Genomic DNA, 22,152 nt, shown 5'->3' with positions numbered 1-22,152 from the left:
ATGAACAATCCTCGCCACAACATCCGCGAAGTCCGCAGCCCGCGCGGCACCGAAATCAGCGCGCGCTCCTGGCTGACGGAAGCGCCGCTGCGCATGCTGATGAACAATCTCGACCCGGATGTTGCTGAAAATCCCAACGAGCTGGTCGTCTATGGCGGCATCGGCCGGGCGGCGCGCACCTGGAACGACTTTGACCGCATCGTCGCCTCCTTGAGGACGCTGGCCGATGACGAGACTTTGCTGGTCCAGTCCGGCAAGCCGGTTGGCGTGTTCCGGACCCACCCGGATGCCCCGCGCGTGCTGATCGCCAACTCCAATTTGGTGCCGCACTGGGCGAATTGGGAAAAGTTCAACGAGCTCGATAAGAAGGGCCTGATGATGTACGGCCAGATGACGGCCGGCTCGTGGATCTACATCGGCACGCAAGGCATCGTGCAAGGCACCTACGAGACCTTCGTCGAGGCCGGCCGCCAGCACTATGGCGGCAATCTCAAGGGAAAATGGATACTGACCGGCGGTCTCGGCGGCATGGGTGGCGCCCAGCCGCTCGCCGCCGTCATGGCCGGCGCCTGCTGCCTGGCGATCGAATGCAACCCGGACTCGATCGATTTCCGCCTGCGCACCCGCTACGTCGACGAGCGCGCCGACACGCTCGACGAGGCGCTGGAAAAGATCGAACGCTGGACCAAGGCCGGCGAGGCGAAATCGGTCGGCCTGCTTGGCAATACGGCCGAGATCGTCCCGGAAATGTTCCGGCGTGGCATTCGCCCCGATATGGTCACCGACCAGACCTCGGCGCATGATCCCATCAACGGCTACCTGCCGAAGGGCTGGACGATGGCCGAGTGGCGCGAGAAGCGCGTCAGCGACCCCAAGCTGGTCGAGAAGGCGTCACGCGCTTCCATGCGCGAACATGTCGAGGCGATGGTGGCGTTCTGGAACGCCGGCGTGCCGACGCTCGACTACGGCAACAACATCCGCCAGGTGGCCAAGGAGGAGGGGTTCGAGAACGCCTTTGCCTTCCCCGGCTTCGTGCCGGCCTATATCCGTCCGCTGTTCTGCCGCGGCATCGGGCCGTTCCGCTGGGCAGCCCTTTCCGGCGATCCCGAGGATATATACAAGACCGACGCCAAGGTGCGCGAACTGACGCCCGGCAACACCCATCTGCACAACTGGCTCGACATGGCGCGCGAGCGCATCGCCTTTCAAGGGTTGCCGGCGCGCATCTGCTGGGTCGGCCTTGGCGACCGCCACAGGCTCGGCCTCGCCTTCAACGAAATGGTGGCCAAGGGCGAGCTGAAGGCGCCTGTCGTCATCGGCCGCGATCACCTCGATTCCGGCTCGGTCGCCTCGCCGAACCGCGAAACGGAATCCATGAAGGACGGCTCGGACGCTGTGTCCGATTGGCCGCTGCTCAACGCGTTGCTCAACACGGCGTCCGGCGCCACCTGGGTGTCGCTGCACCATGGCGGCGGCGTCGGCATGGGTTTCTCGCAGCACGCCGGCATGGTCATCGTCGCCGACGGTACGCGGGACGCCGCCAGGCGCCTGGAGCGGGTGTTGTGGAACGATCCGGCGACCGGTGTCATGCGCCACGCCGATGCCGGCTACGAAATCGCCGTCGAATGCGCCAAGGAGCACCAGCTCAATCTGCCCGGCATTCTCGGCTGATTGGCTGAGCCGATGCGCATCCTGCGGGGCAGCCGAATACCGGTCGATGCCGTGGAAGAACGGCGGCGGCGTGACGACGGAAATCGCCGTTTCGCCCTCGGGTGCCGGTCTCGACGACTTCGACTGGCGCGTCTCGATGGCGCGCGTCGAACTGAGCGGTCCTTTCTCGCAATTTCCCGGGATCGATCGCACCCTTGCCGTGCTCGAAGGCGAGGGCATCGTCCTTGAGATTGCCGGCCACCCGCCGACATCCATAAACAGGACGACCGACCTGTTTTCTTTCCCTGCCGACGTGCAGACCTCGGCTGCGCTGATCGGCGGGCCGATCACCGATCTCAATGTCATGACCCGCCGAAGCCGGGTGACGCATTTGGTCGAACGCCTGGTGATTTCCGCCCCCGTGGAAATCCGGACTGAAGCCGGCACAACGCTCATCCTGTGCTTGGACGGCGACGTCAGCGTGCCCGCCGCTGAACCGGTTCGCCTCGGGCCGCTCGACACGCTGCTGTCCGGTCCGGTCAGCACCGGCCTGCTCGTCCAACCCGCCCATGAGGCAACGCTGTTCGTGATCCGGATAGGCTCTGTCGCCGGCAACGATTAACGCTTGTTTCCAAACATGATCGCGGCACCGGCGAAATATAGCGTAAGCTGCTGGCGGCATCACGAAAAAGCCTGAATCCTCTCCGCCGATCTGGCCTGGCGGGAAGTGGGGTGCTTGTCTTTGAGTTTTGCTGAGAGACGACGCCCTGTCGTGGTGCGGAAACAAACTTTCGGCAAGTGGGGTTTATGCAACCAATTGCATTTGAACCGGTTTTAGGGCCATTGCCGTGGCGGTGACGCCGCTCAGTGCCCGCTTACGGAATTTTCAATGAATATTCAGACGAATCCTGCCCAAATCGAGAAGACAAGCGCGAGCTTCCCGGCCATCACGGAAGAGCCGATTCGATCCAACTTTCTGCCCGAAGAGCGTCTTCGTGTGCTTGGCGAAAGCCTGGCAAAAGGCGACCTCACGGATCTGTTCGGCCTGACGCCCTTTGATTTTCAGGCCCGTATCCGGGACAGCGCCAAGAAGATCCTGGAAGTCTATCGGTCGACCAATGCGGCGCAGGCGAGGGGCGAGACGATCACGCCGGCGGCACAATGGCTGCTCGACAACAATTACCTGGTCGAAGAGACCATTTTCCAGGTCAAGCGCGACCTGCCGCGCCGCTTCTATCGCCAGTTGCCGACCTTGAAACTGCCTGACGGCGGCAGCGTGCCGCGCGCGCTGGCGCTGGCCTGGACCTATGTGGCGCATTCGGACAGTTCCGTTTCGGCGATGATGTTCAAGTCCATCGTCCAGGGTTTCCAGTCGGTCGAGCCGCTGAAGATCGGCGAACTCTGGGCGCTGCCTTCGCTGTTGCGCTTCGTCCTGATCGAAAATCTCCGCCGGCTGGCCGTCAGGGTCAATCGCACCCGCCAGATGCGCCAGATCGCCAACGATGTGGCCGACAAGGTCCTGGCGACCGACGACAGCGCCGACCGGCAGTCGATCCTGTCCAATTTCAGCGCGCATGCGCAGGACACCACCTTCGCCACCCAACTGCTCTACCGCCTGCGTGATGGATCGCAGAATGCCGGCAAGGCTCTGGAATGGCTGGAAGGCGAGCTCGAAAAGACCGGCTCCGATGCCGAGGAAATCATCATTTCCGAACATCACACGCTGTCCAGCGGCAATGTGACGACGGGCAACATCATCCGCGGCCTGCGCCTCATCAACGACGTCGACTGGACGGTGTGGTTCGAAGGCGTCAGCCGCATCGACACCGTGCTGCGCGAGCGCACCGATTTCGCCGCGCTCGACTTCTTCTCGCGCGATCAGTACCGGACCGCGATCGAGGAATTGGCGCGCCGCTCGAACCTTTCGGAATATCGCGTTGCCGAGAAGGCCATCGAATTGGCCGGCCACGCCGCCAGCGATGGCGACGGCGACGCCGTTTTAACCGGGTCCGCCCACACCGATGTCGGCTTCTTTCTCGTCGGCCCACGCCGGCTCGAGCTGGAGAAGGCGATCGGCTATCGACCCACCATCAGCCAGACAGTCAAGCGTGCCTTCCGCAAGACCGGGTGGCTCGGCATCGTCGTACCGGTGTTTGCGCTGACGGCGCTGCTTCTCGTTCTCTCAGGCAACGCGCTTGCCAATCTCGGCCTGTCGGTGCCCTCGATCGTCCTGATGCTGGCGCTTTTTGCCGTGCCAGCCAGCGAGGGCGCGCTCGCCTTCTTCAACACGGTCGTATCGCTGTTCCTGAAACCGACGCGTCTCGTCGGCTACGATTACCGACACGGCGTTCCGCCCGAGGCGCGCACGCTGGTGGTGGTGCCGTCGCTGATCGGCTCGCGCGACGACGTCGAGGAAAACATCCGCAATATCGAGGTGCATCATCTCGCCAACACGGCCGATGAAATCCATTTCGCGCTGCTGTCGGACTGGCCAGACTCGAAGACCGAGATCGATGCGGCGGACACCGAAATCCTCGAATTCGCCCGTGCCGAGATCGCCCGTCTCAACGCCCGCTATCCCTCCGAAGGCGCGCCCCGTTTCTACATCCTGCACCGGCGCCGGCTCTTCAACGCGGCGCAAGGGGCCTGGATGGGCTGGGAGCGCAAGCGCGGCAAGCTGCACGAGCTCGACCTTCTGCTGCGCGGCGACAGCGACACCACGTTCCTGCCGCTCGACGTGCCGCTGCCGGAGAACGTCGTCCATGTGATGACGCTCGATGCCGACACGCGCACCACCCGTGACGCGGTCGCCACCCTCGTAGGCAAGCTCTGCCACCCGCTCAACCGGCCGCATTTCGATGCCAGCAAGCGCGTCGTCACCGCCGGCTACGCGATCCTGCAGCCGCGCATCACCGCGTCGCTGACATCAGGCGACGATGCGTCGTTCTTCCAGCGGGTGTTTTCGGCCAATCGCGGCCTCGACCCTTATGTCTTTGCCGTGTCCGATCTCTATCAGGACGTCTTCGGCGACGGGTCCTTCACCGGCAAGGGCCTCTATCACGTCGACGCCTTCGAGGCGGCCCTGCAGGGCCGCATCGAGGAAAACACCATCCTCAGCCATGATCTGCTGGAAGGCGCGCTGGCGCGCGCGGCGCTGGTCACCGACGTCGAACTGGTTGAGGACTATCCGACCCGCTACTCGGTCGACGCCTCGCGCCACCATCGCTGGGCGCGCGGCGACTGGCAGTTGCTTGGCTTCATGCTCGATCCGCGCTCCGGCGTGCCGGCGCTGTCGCGCTGGAAGATGATCGACAATCTGCGCCGCTCGCTGACGCCGATCTTCTGGGTGATGGCGGCGATCGCCGGCTGGACGCTGCTGCCCTTCACGCAGGCCGCGCAATGGCAGGCCCTGCTGATCCTCAGCCTGTTCATGGCGCCGACATTCGATATCGTCAACGCCATCCTGCCCAAGAGCGGCGACCAGACGCCACGCGGCCATTTCTCGGCTCTGGCGCGCGACGTCGCCTTCGGCACCGCCATGGTGGCGCTGAAGATCGTGCTGATGGCGCACAATGCCTGGATGATGGGCGATGCCATCGTGCGTACGCTCTACCGGCTGTTCGTCAGCCGCCAGAACCTTTTGGAATGGCGCACCGCCTCGCAGGCGCACAAGGCAGGCGACAACGATGTCGGGTCGTATTACGGCATGATGTATGGCGCCGTGATCATTGGCTTCGTCGGCCTTGCCATTCCGGTGCTGGCCGATTCGACCGGCGCCTTCGTGGCTTTCTTCTTCGCCCTGTTCTGGATTGGCTCGCCCGCCATCGCCAGCTGGATCAGCCGTTCGGCTGAAACCGAGGATCGGCTGCGCATATCGCAGGCCGACATCCATACGTTGCGCACGGTGGCGCGGCGCACATGGCACTATTTCGAAAGCTTCGTAACGGCAGAGCATCACCATCTGCCGCCGGACAATTTCCAGGAAAGCCCGGCGCCGGTGGTGGCGCCGCGCACCTCGCCAACCAACATCGGCGTCTACCTGCTGTCCGTCGTTTCCGCCCGCGACTTCGGCTGGATCAGCCTGTCCGACGCCATCACCCGCATCGACGCCACCATGGCGACGATCGAGGGCATGCCGCGTGAGCGCGGTCACCTCTTCAACTGGTACGACACGACGACACTGAAGCCGCTCTATCCGCTCTACATCTCGGCTGTCGACAGCGGCAATCTCGCTGGCCATCTGGTGGCGGTGGCTGCGGCCTGCGCCGAATGGGCCGAAGCACCTTCCGTCCATCTCCAGGGCGATTTCGAAGGCATTCTCGACACGGTCACCATCCTCAGCGAAAGCCTCGATGATCTGCCCGACGACCGCCGTCAGTTGCGCCCGCTGCGTCAGCGTCTCGCCGACCGCCTCGACGGCATGCGGCGCGCTGTCGACACGATCAAGGCGCAGCCCGAAATGGCGTCGATCCGCACCATCAACCTGGCTGTGCTGGCCGGCGAGATCCGCAAATTGGCCACCGCCATCCATACCGAGGCGGTGTCGCCCCAGAGCGACGTCATCGTCGACTGGGCGGCAAGGCTGGAAGCCACCTGCGAAGCGCACGTCCATGACGCGCACAGCGACGACAATGCCGTCGAGGCGCTGCGTGCCAAGCTGCTCACCTTGCGCGAGCGCACGCGCCGTTACGCCTTCGAGATGGATTTCTCTTTCCTGATGCGGCCGGAGCGCAAGCTGTTGTCGATCGGCTACCGGGTCGAGGAACACCAACTCGACGAGAGCTGCTACGACCTTCTGGCTTCCGAAGCGCGGCTGACCAGCCTGTTCGCCATCGCCAAGGGCGACCTGCCGACCGAGCACTGGTTCCGGCTTGGCCGGCCGATCGTCGAAATCGGTTTCCAGGGCGCCCTGATGTCCTGGTCCGGCTCGATGTTCGAATATCTGATGCCGCCGCTGGTGATGAAGGAGCCGCAGGGCTCGATCCTCAACCAGACCAGCAAGCTGATCATCAAACGCCAGATCCAGTATGGCCGCCAGAAGAACGTGCCGTGGGGCATTTCGGAGGCCGCCTACAATGCGCGCGACCGAGAACTGACCTACCAATACACAAATTTCGGCGTTCCAGGCCTCGGGCTGAAGCGCGGCCTTGGCCAGAACACGGTGATCGCGCCTTACGCCACCATACTGGCGGCCCAGTTCAATCCGCGTGAAGCCGTGCTGAATCTCGCCCGATTGCGGGAGATCGGGGCGCTCGGCCGCCACGGCTACTACGACGCCGTCGACTTCACGCCGCAGCGCGTGCCGGAAGGCACGGATCATGTCGTCGTCCAGAACTACATGGCCCACCATTCGGGCATGTCGATCGCGGCGGTTGCCGACGCCATCTTCGAAGGTCGCATGCGCGACCGCTTCCACAGCGATCCGGTCATCGAATCGGCCGAACTCTTGCTGCAGGAGAGGGCGCCGCGCGACATCCCGACCGCGACCGTCAGGACCGAGGCCGACGAACGCTCCAAGGACGAGACCGAAGTCGACAGCCCCGACACCCGCATCGTGCTCAATCCGCTGCAGTCGCTGCGGTCGACCAACGTCATGTCGAACGGCCGCTATTCGGTGATGGTCACCGCGACCGGCTCGGGCTACAGCCGCTGGGGCGATCTCTCCGTCACACGCTGGCAGCCGGATCCGACCGAGGACCGGCTCGGCTCCTACATCTTCCTGCGTGACGCCGGTTCCGGCGACTGGTGGTCGGCTACGGCCGAGCCGAAGCGCGCCGCCGAGGAAAAGGCGCAGACCTTGTTCTCCGACGACAAGGCGAGCTTCGTCAAATCCGTGGGCACGTTGCGCTCCGAGGTCGAATGCATTGTCATCTCGGAAGGCAATGGCGAGGGCCGTCGGGTCACGCTCTACAATGACGGTCCGTCCGACCGTCACATCGAAGTGACCTCCTTTGCCGAACTGGTGCTCGGCCTGGAGGCGTCCGACAACGCGCATCCGGCCTTCTCGAAGATGTTCGTGGAAACCGAAATCTCTGCCAACAACGCGGCGATCTTCGCCACGCGGCGCAAGCGCGAGACCAGCGAGCCCGATATCGCCATGGTGCATTTCGTCACCGATCCGTCCGGATCGGCGCGCGATGCCGAGGCCGAGACCGACAGGCGCGCCTTTATCGGCCGTGGCCGTACCATCGTCGACGCAGCCGCTTTCGACCCGGGCGCCAGGCTGGGCGGCCATTCAGGCTTTACGCTCGATCCCGTCGCCTCGCTGCGCCGCCAGGTGCGCGTGCCGGCCAACAAGAAGATATCGCTGACCTTCTGGACGGTTGTCGGCGCTGGCCGTGCCGAACTGGACGAAGCCATTGCCCGCCTCGACCATCCGGAGAGCTTTGCCCGCCAGGCCATGCTTGCCTGGACGCGCAGCCAGGTGCAGACCCGCCATATGGGCCTCAGCCTGACCGATGCCGCCAATGTGCAGAAGCTGGCGCGATATCTGATCTATCCGGATCCGTTCCTGCGTCTTCCCGCTGAATCCATCGCCACGGGGCTGGGCAAGCAGTCGAGCCTGTGGCCGACGAGCATTTCCGGCGATTTCCCGATCTTCCTGGTCAGGATCGGCGACGTCGCCGATCTCGAAATCGTTGCCCAGGCGCTGCGTTTCCAGGAATATATGCGCACCCGCGGCATGATGATCGACTTCGTCGTCGTCAACGAGCAGGCGTCCTCCTATGTCCAGGACCTGCAGCGGGCGGTCGAGACGCTGTGCGAAAACAGCCGCCTGCGCGGCAAGGAGCTCGGACCTCGCCAGCACATATTCGCGGTGCGCCGCGATCTCATGGACGAAACCACCTACAAGACGCTGCTCGCTGTCGCCCGGGTGGTCCTGCACACGCGCAACGGCACCATCTTCGACCAGATCGAGCGCGCCGAGGCCGCGGCTCTGCAGGCGCGCGACGCTCTGGCAGCATTGCCAATTCCGCGTGAATTGCCGTCGCCGACACCCACGACGCATACTCCTGCCTCGCAGGCAGTGGCCAATGTCAGCGCCGATGGAAGCGGTCTCAGCCAGTGGAACGGCTTTGGCGGTTTCGACGGCGACGGGCGGCATTATGTCGTGCGCCTGGCCGGCCGGCGCACGACGCCGCAGCCGTGGATCAACGTCGTCTCCAACGCCTCGTTCGGCTTCCATACCTCCGCCGAGGGCGCTGCCTTCACCTGGAGCCGAAACAGCCGCGACTACCAGTTGACGCCGTGGTCGAATGATCCGGTCTCGAACCGGCCGGGCGAGGGCCTCTATATCTACGATCAGGCCAGCGGCAAGGCCTTCTCGCCGCTCGCTGCCGTGGTGCGCGATCCCACGATGACCTACGAGGCTTGGCACGGCCAGGGTTTCTCGACCTTCCGCTCGAAGCGCGGACCATTGTCGATGGATCTCACCCATGTCGTCGATCCGGTCGATCCGCTGAAGATCTCGCGGCTGCGCATCCAGAATTCCGGCTCGGTGCCGGCGCGGCTGCGTGTCTATGCCTATGCCGAATGGGTGCTCGGCGGGCACCGGTCGCGCACTGCGGCAACCATCGTCCCGTCGCGGGATGCCGCCAGCGGGGCGCTGCTGGCACAAAACCCCTACGGGCTGGATTTCGGCGAGCGCGTTGCATTCCTCGCGGCTGACGGCGGCGTTCATTCGGTGACGACAGACCGGACGGAGTTCCTGGGCCGGCATGGCTCCAGCGAGCTGCCGCAGGCGGTGCTGAGTGGCGCAGCGCTGTCTGGCCGTGTCGAGGCCGGCGACGATCCATGCGCGGCGATTGCCCGCGACGTCGAGATCCCGGCTGGCGGCGACGTGACGCTGCTCTGGCTGCTCGGTGACGCCGAGTCCGCCGAGGAGGCGAGCGCGCTGGTGCAGGCGCATAAGGTCAAGGACTTCGACCAGCGGTTGGCCGACAATGAGCGCGAATGGCGCGGCTTCCTCGACACCATCCAGGTCGAGACGCCTGACAAGGCGCTCGACGCCATGGTCAATCACTGGCTGCCCTATCAGAGCCTGGCCTGCCGCATCCGTGCCCGCTCCGCCTTCTATCAGGCCAGCGGTGCCTTCGGCTTCCGCGACCAGTTGCAGGATACGCTGGCGCTGCTGGCGCATGACCCGCAACTGGCGCGCGACCAGATCCTCAATGCGGCACGGCGGCAGTTCCCCGAAGGCGACGTGCAGCACTGGTGGCTGCCGCGCACGGGTGCTGGCGTACGCACGCTGATCTCCGATGACGTGGTCTGGCTTGCCCACGCCACGGCGCGCTATTTGCTGGTCACCGGCGATGCCACCATCCTCAAGGAGCAATTGGCGTTCATCGATGGACAGCCGCTGGGCGAGGGCGAACACGATGCCTTCTTCACCCCGGAAATCTCGAAGAAGACGGCGTCGCTCTACGACCATTGCGCGCGTGCGCTCGATCTCGCCATCAAGCGCAGCAGCCCCGCGGGCCTGCCGCTGATCCTCGGCGGCGACTGGAACGACGGCATGAACCGCGTTGGCGAGCACGGCAAGGGCGAGAGCGTCTGGCTCGGCTGGTTCCTGCTGAAGACGCTGGGCGATTTCGCCCCCGTCGCCAAGGCCGAGGGCGATGCCAAGCGAGCACAGGCCTGGGCAAAGCATGCCGATGTGCTGAAGCGGGCGCTTGAGAGCACCGCATGGGACGGCGAATGGTACCGGCGCGGCAGTTTCGACGACGGCACCCCTTTGGGGTCTCGCAACTCGCAGGAGTGCAAGATCGACTCGATCGCCCAGTCCTGGAGCGTGCTTTCGGGAGAGGGCGATCCGGCACGGTCGACGACCGCGATGGAGCAAGCAACGAAGCTGCTTGTGGACGACAAGCTGAAGATCGTCAAACTTTTCACGCCGCCCTTCTCGAAGACGGAGAAGGACCCGGGTTACATCAAGAGCTATCCGCCCGGTGTGCGCGAGAATGGCGGCCAGTACACCCATGCCGCCACATGGTTCGTCATCGCGCTCGCCGAGATGGGGCAGGTCGACGAGGCCTATCGCTGTTTCTCGATGCTGAACCCCGTCAACCATGCGACCGACGAGGCCACGGCCGAGCACTATCGTGTCGAGCCCTATGTCGTGGCGGCCGATATCTATGCCGGGGACGACACTGCCGGCAACGGCAAGGGCGGCCGTGGCGGCTGGACCTGGTACACCGGCTCTGCCGGCTGGCTCTACAGGGCTGCTGTCGAAGGCATCCTGGGCATCGAGCGGCGCGGCAAGCGTGTCCAGTTCAAGCCGAAGCTGCCGAGCCACTGGGACGGCTACTCGGCAAATCTCAAAATGCTGGGGGCGGAACTCAAGGTTCGCGTCATCCGCGACAATAAGGCCAAGGCCGTGTCGCTGGAGGTGAATGGGACAAAGGCCAAGGGTTCGGCAGTCGAACTGAAGGACGGCGAAGTTGCCGAGGTGGTCATCCGGATCCCGGCTTGATGCATGTGCTCAAAAACTATGCGCTCGGGCCTGGGATCCGGGGCGCGACTTTTGCCGCCGCGGCGGGATGAGAGGCACCGTCCCGCCTGGCGTTGCCGCCTGCCGATTGAAGGACATGCCACCGAGGAGTGCATGAAATCAAAGGCTTGAGGCGTCCGATAGGGGGCGCCACGAGCAGTGAGAGTTGGCCCTTCCTTCGCCTGGAGGGGCGTCATGCAGCTTTGTTTCGTTCTATACTTCACTGAAGGCGATTTCGGCCTTAGTCATCCGTCCGACATTGTTGCTGACTAAAATTGTGGCAGCACGTGCCAACTGCCATGATTTCGCCGCATGCCTGACATTTTACCTGTCTTCTCAAACCGTTAGGTGATCACGGCAGATTTCGGAACGTCGCCATCTTTTGTTCGCTCTAAGGGAACTGAAGGGGTACACGGCCATTGTTTTGCGACGTATCAACCGGTACGAATAAAATGATGCAGTGCACAATAAACAGCGTGGCGGAGTAACTGGGGTGACCCTTCTGCAAATCTACTGGCGAGCTCTCGGTTATCTGGCTGCGGACAGGAAACGCGTTGCGTTGATCTGTTCGGCCAACGTGGCTCTCGCCATCGTAGCGCTTCTCGAGCCGATTATGTTCGGTCGCGTCATCGGGGCCATCTCCGAGCGTGGCTCTGTCTTCACCACGCTGGTTATGTGGGCCGGTCTCGGCGCCTTCAACATCGTTGCCTTCGTCATGGTGGCGCGCGGCGCTGACCGCTTTGCCCATGCCCGGCGCAGCGAAGTGCTTTGCGAGTCCTTCGAGCGCGTGATCACCATGCCGCTCGCCTGGCACCATCAGCACGGCACCTCCAATGCGCTGCATACGATGCTGCGCGCCGTCGAAACCCTGTTCAGCCTTTGGCTCGAATTCATGCGCCAGCATTTGTCCACGGCTGTCGCCCTCGTACTGCTGGTCCCGACCGCGATCAGCATGGACCTGCGCATGTCGCTGGTGCTGCTTGGCCTCGGGCTGCTCTATGTCGGCATCGGCCGGATGGTCATGCGCCGCACCAAGGCGGGCCAGGCCGCGGTCGAGCGCCACTACCACAAGGTGTTCGCGCATGTGACCGACTCGGTCAGCAACGTTGCGGTGCTGCAGAGCTACAATCGCCTCGGCCACGAGGCCGATACGCTGCGCCGCTACGTCAAGAACCTGCTCGACGCGCAGAACCCTGTTCTCGACTGGTGGGCGCTGGCCAATGCCTTGCACCGTCTGTCATCGGCAATCTCGATGCTGATCGTGTTGTCGATCGGCTCCTATCTCGTCACTCGTGGTCAGCTGGGTGTCGGCGACGTCATTGCCTTCACCGGTTTTGCCACGATGTTGATCGCTCGCCTCGACCAGATGTCGGCTTTCGCCAACCAGATTTCCGAGGCCCGTGCCAAGCTCGAGGATTTCTACCATCTCGAGGACTCCGCGGCTGATGCCGCCGAGCCGGACGGCTTGCGCGATCTTGCCAACGTCACCGGCCATGTCCGCTTCGAGAATGTCGGCTTCGAATTCGCCAATTCCGGCCAAGGCATCGACGACGTGTCCTTCGAGGTGCAGGCCGGCCAGACCGTCGCCATCGTGGGCCCGACGGGCGCCGGCAAGACCACGCTCATCAACCTGCTGCAGCGTGTCTTCTCGCCGTCCCATGGCCGTATCCTGATCGACGGTATCGACACCCGCACCGTGACCCGCAAATCGGTGCGCCATTCGATCGCCACCGTGTTCCAGGATGCCGGCCTGCTCAACCGCTCGATCGAGGACAACATCCGTGTTGGCCGCGCCGATGCAAGCAATGACGAGATCCATGCCGCCGCCAATGCGGCTGCCGCACAGGACTTCATCCTGTCCAAGAGCAATGGTTACGACACGGTGGTTGGCGAACGTGGCGGGCAGCTCTCGGGCGGCGAACGTCAGCGCATCGCCATTGCCCGCGCCGTGCTGAAGGACGCACCGATCCTGGTGCTCGACGAGGCGACCAGCGCGCTCGACGTCGAGACCGAGGACCGCGTCAAGGAAGCGATCGACGAGCTGCGCCGCGACCGCACGACCTTCATCATCGCCCACCGCCTGACCACCGTTCGCGACGCCGATCTGGTCGTGTTCATGGACAAGGGCAGGGTGGTCGAGATGGGCGGCTTCACCGAGCTGTCGCTGCGCAATGGCCGCTTCGCCAGCCTGCTGCGCGCCGGCGGCCTGCTCAACGACGAGGAGGTTCGCCGCCTCAGCCGCACCGTACAGCAACAGCAGGAAGCAGCCGCCTGAGCTTCTTTCTCCGACCTCCTCTTGTGGGAGGTCGGACCATAGGTCCGGGTGAGAGTACAGGCACGGCCGCCCCAATTGCGCCTGCGACACCACCGCTCGATTGCCCCGAACGCCGCGGCGGTTTATGTAGAACCGCATGAGAGACACGACTTCACGCCTGACCGGCTGGATGGATCTCGCCAACCCGACGCGCTTCGTCGGGCTGGCGGACAAGGTCGTGCGGTGGCTGGCCACGATCGCCACACTGATCCTCGCCGTGGGGCTCTATATGAGCTTCGCCGCGCCTGAGGATTTCCAGCAAGGCATAACCGTCCGCATCATGTACATCCACGTGCCTTTCGCCTGGCTGGCCATGATGTGCTACACGCTGATGGCGATCTCGGCGCTCGGCACGCTCGTCTGGCGGCATCCGCTGGCCGATGTCGCGCTGAAATCAGCCGCACCCATCGGCGCCGTCTTCACCGCGCTGGCGCTGATCACCGGTTCGATCTGGGGTAAGCCGATGTGGGGCACCTGGTGGGTCTGGGATGCTCGGCTGACCTCGGTGTTCGTGCTGTTCCTGATGTATCTCGGCATCATCGCGCTGACCCGCGCGCTCGACGATGCCAGCCGCGCCGCCTGGGCCGCCGCCATCATCACGCTGGTCGGCTTCATCAACATCCCGATCATCAAGTTCTCGGTCGACTGGTGGAACACGCTGCATCAGCCGGCCTCGGTGTTCCGCATGGGCGGCTCCACCATCGACTCCAGCCTGCTATGGCCGCTTCTGGTGATGGCGCTCGGCTTCACCGTGCTGTTCTTCGCGCTGCACCTGATGGCGATGCGCACCGAAATCCGCCGCCGCCGGGTGATTGCCATGAGACGGGTCGCGGCTAGGCAGGCAGAGAGACGCGATTAGGTTTCCCCCTCTCGCCGCTCGAATTGCGACCAGCAGCAACCTTACTCCTGCTTTCGCCTGAACAATGCTGCTGTGTTGCTGTATAGCAACGAGGTGTCCCAAAAGGTCGCCTCGACTTCGTCCGTCCGTTGACATCTTCCCCTGAGCCGAGCTGAGTGCCATTCAGTGTTATTGAGCGGGGAATCGACGATGAAACTGCGTTTGCTGGCTGGGGTATCGATACTCGCATTGGGGCTTGGCTGGAGTTCGGCGCACGCCGCCGATGCTGTCGTCGACGCCCCGAGGGCCGAGGATCTCTGGTATGTCACACTGTTTGGTGGCGCCAGTTTCCCCAATGATGTGAAGACGGACTACGATGGTTCTCGGTACTCAGTCGATCTTAATACTGGCTTCGTGATCGGCGGTGCTGTCGGTCGGCGCATCAACGATGTGTTTCGTGTCGAAGGCGAATTGTCCTACGCGCGCTACAAAGCAAGTTCTTTTAGCGGCAGTTACGACGGTGTTGTCTTCAACTCAGGCGATGCGGCCGGCAATTTGTCAGCGACCTATCTGCTCGCCAATGTCTGGGCCGACGTTGCGCATTTTGGCGATGCCAAGCTCTATGTCGGCGGCGGTATCGGCGCAGCTTATGTTACCGCCGATACCCATTTTGACGGTGACGACTTTGGATATGGGCCTGGCGGCTGGGGTTTCGCCGGCCAGTTGGGAACCGGTGTCACCTATGCGGTGACGCAGAATGTCGACCTCGATTTCGGCTATCGCTTCAAGGCCGTCTCCAACGTCGATCTGGACGACAATGACGGCAGCAATACCTACAAGGATGCCAAATTGTACTCCCACAATCTGCAGTTTGGCGTTATCTACAAGTTCTGATTTGACCGGCCTGTCACAAGCCGCGACCTGGATTTGACGGATGCCGCTTTTGCCCCGCCGGCAACCTCTGGGTCTGCCGGCAATAATGCCAGCCTCCCTTCCGACCGCCGGTGAACCGGCGGAAAAGACATTGCAGCGCGGCATCGACCTGCAACGGCGCAAGCGTTTTCGCGAGGCCGAGTTCTGCTACCAGACGGTGCTTCGCACGCAGCCGAAAAATGCCATGGCGCTGAACCTCATGGGCACTCTGGCCATCGAGGCCGAGCATCATGACGCCGCCATTGCCTATATGGAAAGGGCGGTCAAGCTCGAACCGGGCAACGCTATCTTCCGCAACAATCTCGGCAACGCCTATAATGTCACCGGTGACATCGAGCGCGCCCGCAAACATCTAAAGAAGGCGATCGCGCTCGACGGCCGGCTCATCGAAGCTTTGTGCAATCTCGGCCGGTCCTACCGCAGCCAGCTCGAGGGCGACGTCGCCGAAGGTTTCTATCGCCGGGCGCTGGCGGTCGACAGCCAGTCGCTGACGGCCCTTGCCGGTATGGGCGATCTGCTCACCGACATCGGCCGGCAGGCCGAGGCGGTCGAATGTTTTGGCCGCGCGCTTGCCATCGACCCGAGCCATGTCGAGGCGCTGGCCGGAATGGCGCTAGCGCGCCGGGCGGTCAAGGACGATCCAGCGTTGCCTTTAATACGGGCTCGCCTGGAATTGCCCATGACAACCGATCGCGAGCGGGTGGTGCTGCACCACGCCGCCGGCAAGATGCTCAACGATCAGCGCGAGTATCGCCTGGCCATCCGCCATTTCGCGCAGGCCAAGGCAATTTCCGGCAATGATTTCGACATTGACCGGCACACCCAGCTTTACGACAGCTTCATCGACACTTTCGATGCCGACTTCTTCGCGGCGCGGCCAAAATTGGGAAATCCGTCGAGACGCCCGGTCTTCATCGTCGGCATGCCACGGTCGGGAACAACGCTGACCGAGCAGATATGCGCCAGTCATCGCGACATCTATGGCGCGGGCGAACTGCCGACCATTCGCTCGTTGGCCGGTGAACTCGGGTTCGACAAACTCGATCCTTCTGTCTTCACCAAGGCTATGGCGGCGCTCACTCCGGCCAAGGCGAAAGTGCTTGGCTCGAAATATCTTGACGATCTCAACAAGCGCAACAGCAAGGCGCGGCTGGTCGTCGACAAGATGCCGCACAATTTCGAACTGCTGGCCTTAATCAGCCTCATCTTGCCAAATGCCCGCATCATCCATTGCCGGCGCGACCCGATGGACAATTGCACGTCCTGTTTCATGCATAATTTTTCCGAAGCGCATGGCTACAATGCCGATCTGAACAAGCTGGGGCAGTATTACCGGCAATATGACCGCTTGATGCGCCATTGGGCCAAGGTCGTCCCGCTTGATATCCACGACATGCCCTACGAAGAAACGGTGGCCGATTTCGAAAACCGAGCGCGTGGATTGATCGGGTTCCTCGGGATCGAATGGGACGATGCCTGCCTCCGTTTCCACGAAACCGAGCGCACGGTGCGGACGCCGAGCCGCTGGCAGGTGCGCCAGCCGATCTATTCATCCTCAGTCGAGCGCTGGAAACTCTACGGCGACGCCCTCGATCCATTGAAAGCGGCGCTGGGTCCAGTTCTTCAACGCTGAGTGGCGTTCAGTTCGGGCGCGTCGGTCTCACCCCATCCTTCCCCGCGCCGCCACCGGGAGCGTTTCCAGCACCTTGTCGCCGTCGACCAGATTGACCTCGTTGAACAAATTGGTGACGACGCAGCAATGGTCGGGCACGACACGCACGCGCTCGCCGATGCGCAGCTTGCCGTCGCCCGAAAGCGTGACGGTGCCGTGCTCCTCGCTCAGGCCCGTCACCCGCGCTCCCGACACGCCGAGCAACTCGCCGAAATCGGCGAGACCCAGCGTGTCGCTGGACAGCGCCTTGCTCCCGGCATCGAGGATAGCGCGCGTCGCTGTGGGATGGCTGACCACCGTCGACAGCACCGTCAGCGCACAGTCGTCGAGGCCGCCGACGCCTTTGGCGACTTGATAGCGGTCGAGATAGATGTAGGTGCCTGGACGATACTCGGTGACAACGGATGTATCGCTGGAGCGCCACATATCCGGCGTGCCGCCGCTGGAGATGCGGTCGCAGGCGAGGCCCGACGCGGCAAGTGCCTGCTTGGCCCCGGCGAGCCAGGCTTCGGCCTCCGCTGCCCGCCCGGCGGCCGGGTAGGTCATCAGTCCGCCGAAGGCGAGGCCACCGGCTCTGTCGATCTGTCTTGCCAGCGCAACCGCTTCATCAGCCGACTGCACGCCGCAGCGTCCCATGCCGGTGTCGCATTCGACCAGCACCGGCAGTCGATGGCCGGCATCGGTGAAGGTGATTGCCAGCCCTTCGAGCGTTTCCATGCTGTCCGCTGTCACCGACAGGGTGACGCGCCCGTGCAGCGCCAGAAGGCGTTCCAGCTTGGCGCGCCCAAGGATGTTGTAGGGAAGAAAAATATCGGTCAGCCCGGCGTCGGCCATCACCTCGGCCTCGCCGATCTTCTGGCAGGTGATGCCGACGGCGCCGGCCGCTACCTGCTTCTTCGCCCAGTAGGGCAATTTGTGCGTCTTGATATGCGGCCTGAGCTTCAGCCCGTTCTTGTCGGCATGCGTCTGGGCGCGGGCAATGTTGGCTTCCGCGCGCGCGGCGTCGACCAGGATGGATGGCGTATCGAGATCGTGGACGGTCGGCATCATCTTTCACCCCATGAGGAATCCGCGGGTTTTATGGCCCTGAAAATCCGTGATGTCACGCGGCCAGGCAAGCGGATCTGTGGTCCATGCGTCGAAGCGCAACGCCGGACAGGATGGCGAGATGGATCGACACCGCATCGGCGTTCGGCTATGCGATTTGCCAGACAAATCGATACGAAGGGATCATGATCATGAAGCGCTCCGCCATCAACGACATCATCCGCGAAGCCGACGCTTTCATCCGCTCGTTCGGCTACATCATGCCGCCCTTCGCCTATTGGTCGCCGCAGGAGGCGAAGGCGCGTCAGGTCGACTCGTCGGCCGTATTCACCTCGCGGCTCGGCTGGGACATCACCGATTACGGGCAAGAGAAATTCAGGGAACTCGGCCTGTTCCTGTTCACCGTTCGCAACGGCCGCTACGAGGACATGAAGAAGGGCATGGGCATGCTCTATGCCGAGAAGATCATGATCTCGCGCAAGGACCAGCTGTCGCCGATGCACCGTCACAACATCAAGGCCGAGGACATCATCAACCGTGGCGGCGGCAAGCTGGTGCTGGAACTGTTCATGCATGACCGCGACGGCGGCATCGATCCCAAGGCGGAGGTTTCTGTGCCTGTCGACGGAACCATCCACAGACTGCCTGCGGGCGGGCTCCTGAAGCTCGACCCGGGCCAGAGCGTCACGCTCTTGCCCGGCGTCTGGCATGCCTTCTGGGCCGAGGGCAAGGACGTGCTGATCGGCGAGGTCTCGACCGTCAACGACGATCTCACCGACAATGTGTTTCGCGAACCGATCGGCCGTTTTTCCAACATCGACGAAGACGTTGCCCCGGTCCATCTGCTGGTGTCCGACTACGAGAAGTGGCTGGGGTAGGGGCGCCGCCCTACGCCTTCGGTGACGCCAGTCACACGGTCGAAAGTTAGCCCGTAGCGCCTACCTACTGCGATCCTTGTTCGACCGATCCTGCCGCTTCCTCCTTGAAGACGACCTTTGTGCCTTTTTGCACTTCGGAGGCGAGGTCTTCGGCATCCCAGTTGGTCAGCCTGATGCAACCATGCGAGAAGGTCTTTCCGATCTTGCCTGGGTCCGGAGTCCCGTGAATGCCATAACTATCGATGGACAAGTCGATCCAGACCGATCCCACCGGATTGTTCGGCCCGGCAGCGATCGTGAACGGGCGCTTGGTCTTCACCCCCTTGAAGGCAAACTCGGGATCGTAGTGATAGGTTGGGTGGCGCACCACGCGTTTGACCTCTGCCTCGCCACTCGGCGCGGGCTTCTCCTGGCTCCCGATCGAGGCGGGGTACGTCGCAAGCACTTTGCCGGAAGGGTCGAGCACGCGAACCTGGCGAGCGCTCTTGTCGACCTCGACGTTCCCAATGTCTTGCGGCGGATCACCTCGGGTTACAGCTGGCACCAACAGTTTTTGCCCCGCCTTCCTGAAGCCGATGCCGGGATTGAGCCGTTCAAGCAGTTCCTCGCTGCTGTGGAAGCGCTCCGCCATCTTTTCCAGGGCATTGTGATAGGCGAGCCGGGGCAGGCGGGCCATCCTCTCCATGCGCGTCGGAATTCGCCTGGTGAACGGTCCACGCACATCCTTGCGCGTCAACTCGTAGGTCTCAAGCGCCGGGCGCGAGGAGGTCGCGACCAGCTTGTCCCATGTCTCGCGGGTAAGCTTGCCGTCGGCAGGCAATCCGTTGGCCGCTTGAAACGCACTGACTGCCCGGCTGAAGTTCTCCGCTTGGCGGCCGTCGATCAGGCCTGGCGAGAAGCGTGCACGATCCAGGAGGATTTGCGCCTTCAGAACGGTCGCACTGACGCCTTTCGCTTCGCTGCCGTCAAATTGGGCGTTGTTGACGGTGACCGCGTCCAGTTTTGCCGCCGCCGTTGCATCCCATGCCATGACGAGCATTGCGGCAGCGGCAAGAACGAGCCTGATCATGGAGGTCACACTCCTGTATGAGCACCTGCTTCTATGACGTCGCACGGCCGATCTGGTTCCATTCCCCTGGCTGCGTCCGACTGCCGAGTGCCGATGCGCCGCAGCGAACCCGGACCAGGGAGCGCCCGGCGGTGGCGCGGGTGCATTGTTGATAAGGGTCCGCCATCATCCAGATGGATGGCGACTCTCGCCAGCGCATGTGTTGGCTTCAAGTCGAAGCGCAGCTCGGTGACCGAGGAGAGCCAGCATGCAATTTCCTGCCCAGAAGGACAGAAGACCGGCAGCCGAGGATGAGCGCCAGGCCCGGCTTGAAAAAACAGCCAGGCTCAAGCAGCTTCGGTCCTATGCTTCCTGGCTTTCGTCCGACCCAAACGCCCAACTTCACGATGAGATAGACTGCTCGGTGCTGATCGAGGGAGGCGTGATACGAGACAAAGCGTGGAGCCTGGGCTGATCGGCAGGTGACACGACCGGGCGGCGAGGGTTCCACCGCCAACGATGATCGGCCGACAATTTGTTATCGAGCCGATCGGCAGCAACAGTGGCGGCAGGCTGACTTCGCGTCAGTGACAGCAGCCTTGCTGCGCGCTCGTCCTGCACAGGCAGGACGAGGTGATCGGCACATCCGCCCTGGCCAGCGCCGCGGCAAGGCTTGTCTGCAATATCGGCAATTCATCAGTCTCGCCGCGCCGATTCATGCATTCCACCAGCCCGTGCAGTGCCCAGACATTGTTCGGGTGCTGGGCGCAGCGCTGCACCGTGCCGCTCAGGCCCAAATCGTCGCGATAGACCTGCTCGGCTTCCTGCGAGTGGCCCTGGTCGAGAAGCAGCGCCGCCAGCGCATGGCGCGGCGGGTGCATCCAGGCCCACGGCTCGGTGTAGGACAAATTGTCGTCAAGCTCGACCGCCTGCCGCAAATGGCCATACGCCTCCTCATGCCCGCCCCGGTGGTACGCCAGCTCACCGTCGAGCAGGGCGACACCGACAGCCAGCGAAGCCTGCGCCGGGTTGCTGAGGAAGCGCCGCTCGGGCGCAATGCCTTTCAGATGCCGATGGAACGCTTCGCGCTCGCGCTCGGCTTCAGGAAATTGCCTGAGCGTCGCATGCGCCACACCCTTGGCGTAGTGCTGCATGGCCGCCGTCAGCACATAGAGGCCCGGCTCCGCGGTTTCAGGCTCGTCGATGATCTCCTGCCAGCGGCCGAAGCGCACTTGCACATGCGATTTCATCGCATGGTAGCCTTCGACCGTCTGCGTGAGCTTGGGCCGGCCGGGGATGGCGACCACGTCGCGCGCGACCAGGCTGCGCACTCGATCGGCGGCCCACAGTGCAGGCTGGTATTGGCCCGACAACATGCAGGTGAACATCATCAGATGCAGATCGTGGCAGCAGCCGAGCAAATAGTAGGTCGGCTCGTCGGCATAGGCGAGATAGAGGTCGTTGGCGCGTACCGCCTTTTCGCTGGCACGTTTTGCTTTCTCATACTCGCCGCACAGCACATAGATGTGCCCCGGCATGTGGTTCATGTGCCCGGCATCGGGGCACATTTCGCCGAGCAGATCCGCCGACCGGATGCCGCGCTCCGGCATGGTGGACATTTCCAGGAGATGGATGTGCAGGTGGACGATCGCCGGATGTTGTGCTGCGCCGGCCGCATCGGCAAGCCGGATCGACCGCTCGCAGACGTCGAGCGCCTCGACGACATCGGAATTCGGCGCCGGCGCGCCGGTCTTGAGGTTCCACAGCCGCCGCACCGTGCGCATCATCAGCGCTTCGACCAGCAGTGCCATCACATCATGGTCGTCGGGAAAGTCCCGATACACAAGCCGCATCGCGGCGGCATAGGCGTCATCCCACCGTTCGAATTCGTCCGGGCTCACCCGGTGTGGCTTCTGAAAGCGGGCGGCCAGCGCTTCGATCAGCCGCTTCTCGACCACACTGGCGGCAGCCGTATTGGCACGCGCCAGCTGGACATGCTCGAAGCAGCGCCTGGTCGCGCTGTCGGCCTCGGCCTCGCCATGTTCCTTCCAGGTCAGATTGTAGAAAGGTCCGGCGGCATAGGCGATGCCCCAATGCACCATCGGACATTCAGGATCTGTTTCGAGCGCCTTCTGAAAACACTTGATGCCTTCCTCATGGTTGAAGCCGTAGCACCAGTTGAGGCCAATATCGAACCAACGCTGGGTTTCCGTGGAGCGAGTGGAGATCGGGCGGCGGTAGGTGCCGAGGTCGAAGCGGTCCATGTGGTCTCATTTCAATTC

Annotated in this window: 10 protein-coding genes and 2 pseudogenes; 9 read left to right on the top strand and 3 right to left on the bottom strand. The window is 63.3% G+C overall.

Going from position 1 to position 22,152, the window contains the following annotated elements:
- The 7 genes and pseudogenes from hutU to NP945_RS30320 all read left to right on the top strand — a co-directional run bounded on the left by hutU (position 1) and on the right by NP945_RS30320 (position 16,858).
- Positions 1 to 1,671 carry a urocanate hydratase gene (hutU, locus tag NP945_RS30350; RefSeq protein ID WP_256748361.1) on the top strand — a complete coding sequence of 557 codons (1,671 nt, stop codon included), beginning with the start codon at positions 1 to 3 and terminating at the stop codon, positions 1,669 to 1,671.
- A gap of 12 nt (positions 1,672 to 1,683) precedes the next feature.
- Positions 1,684 to 2,272: pseudogene (locus NP945_RS30345) on the top strand (HutD family protein).
- Positions 2,273 to 2,539: 267 nt separating this feature from the next.
- A complete protein-coding gene (locus tag NP945_RS30340) occupies positions 2,540 to 11,122 on the top strand; it encodes a GH36-type glycosyl hydrolase domain-containing protein (RefSeq protein WP_256748360.1) in 8,583 nt (2,860 codons plus the stop codon).
- Positions 11,123 to 11,693: 571 nt separating this feature from the next.
- A pseudogene (locus tag NP945_RS30335) lies at positions 11,694 to 13,415 on the top strand (glucan ABC transporter ATP-binding protein/ permease); the annotation flags it as partial.
- A gap of 136 nt (positions 13,416 to 13,551) precedes the next feature.
- Positions 13,552 to 14,313 carry a heme ABC transporter permease gene (locus NP945_RS30330; protein ID WP_256748359.1) on the top strand — a complete coding sequence of 254 codons (762 nt, stop codon included), beginning with the start codon at positions 13,552 to 13,554 and terminating at the stop codon, positions 14,311 to 14,313.
- A gap of 189 nt (positions 14,314 to 14,502) precedes the next feature.
- On the top strand, positions 14,503 to 15,186 hold the full coding sequence (locus NP945_RS30325) for an outer membrane protein (RefSeq protein ID WP_127267277.1): 684 nt from the start codon (positions 14,503 to 14,505) through the stop codon (positions 15,184 to 15,186).
- 85 nt (positions 15,187 to 15,271) lie between these two features.
- Positions 15,272 to 16,858 (top strand): tetratricopeptide repeat-containing sulfotransferase family protein, encoded by a 1,587-nt coding sequence (locus NP945_RS30320; protein ID WP_256748358.1) that lies wholly within the window; start codon positions 15,272 to 15,274, stop codon positions 16,856 to 16,858.
- Positions 16,859 to 16,885: 27 nt separating this feature from the next.
- On the opposite strand, the gene NP945_RS30315 is transcribed toward NP945_RS30320, so the two are convergent.
- The gene (locus tag NP945_RS30315) at positions 16,886 to 17,944 is read right to left on the bottom strand and encodes a D-TA family PLP-dependent enzyme (RefSeq protein WP_256748395.1); all 1,059 of its coding nucleotides are present in this window, start codon (positions 17,942 to 17,944) and stop codon (positions 16,886 to 16,888) included.
- A gap of 191 nt (positions 17,945 to 18,135) precedes the next feature.
- Here NP945_RS30315 and NP945_RS30310 point away from each other — a divergent pair, with 191 nt between their 5' ends.
- On the top strand, positions 18,136 to 18,822 hold the full coding sequence (locus tag NP945_RS30310) for a D-lyxose/D-mannose family sugar isomerase (RefSeq protein WP_127258087.1): 687 nt from the start codon (positions 18,136 to 18,138) through the stop codon (positions 18,820 to 18,822).
- A 64-nt stretch (positions 18,823 to 18,886) separates the two neighbouring features.
- Here the strand turns inward: NP945_RS30310 and NP945_RS30305 are convergent, their stop codons facing one another.
- The gene (locus NP945_RS30305; RefSeq protein WP_256748357.1) at positions 18,887 to 19,891 is read right to left on the bottom strand and encodes a L,D-transpeptidase; all 1,005 of its coding nucleotides are present in this window, start codon (positions 19,889 to 19,891) and stop codon (positions 18,887 to 18,889) included.
- A 247-nt stretch (positions 19,892 to 20,138) separates the two neighbouring features.
- Here NP945_RS30305 and NP945_RS30300 point away from each other — a divergent pair, with 247 nt between their 5' ends.
- Positions 20,139 to 20,345, top strand: coding sequence for a hypothetical protein (locus tag NP945_RS30300; protein WP_164762279.1), 207 nt, complete (start codon positions 20,139 to 20,141; stop codon positions 20,343 to 20,345).
- Between the two features lie 109 nt (positions 20,346 to 20,454).
- Here NP945_RS30300 and NP945_RS30295 read toward each other — a convergent pair whose 3' ends face one another.
- Positions 20,455 to 22,134 (bottom strand): hypothetical protein, encoded by a 1,680-nt coding sequence (locus NP945_RS30295; protein WP_256748356.1) that lies wholly within the window; start codon positions 22,132 to 22,134, stop codon positions 20,455 to 20,457.
- Between the last annotated feature and the right edge of the window lie 18 nt (positions 22,135 to 22,152).

The sequence above is a fragment of the Mesorhizobium sp. LMG17149 genome, from assembly GCF_024518695.1.
Classification (GTDB): domain Bacteria; phylum Pseudomonadota; class Alphaproteobacteria; order Rhizobiales; family Rhizobiaceae; genus Mesorhizobium.
This window is presented reverse-complemented; position numbering and strand designations above follow the sequence as displayed.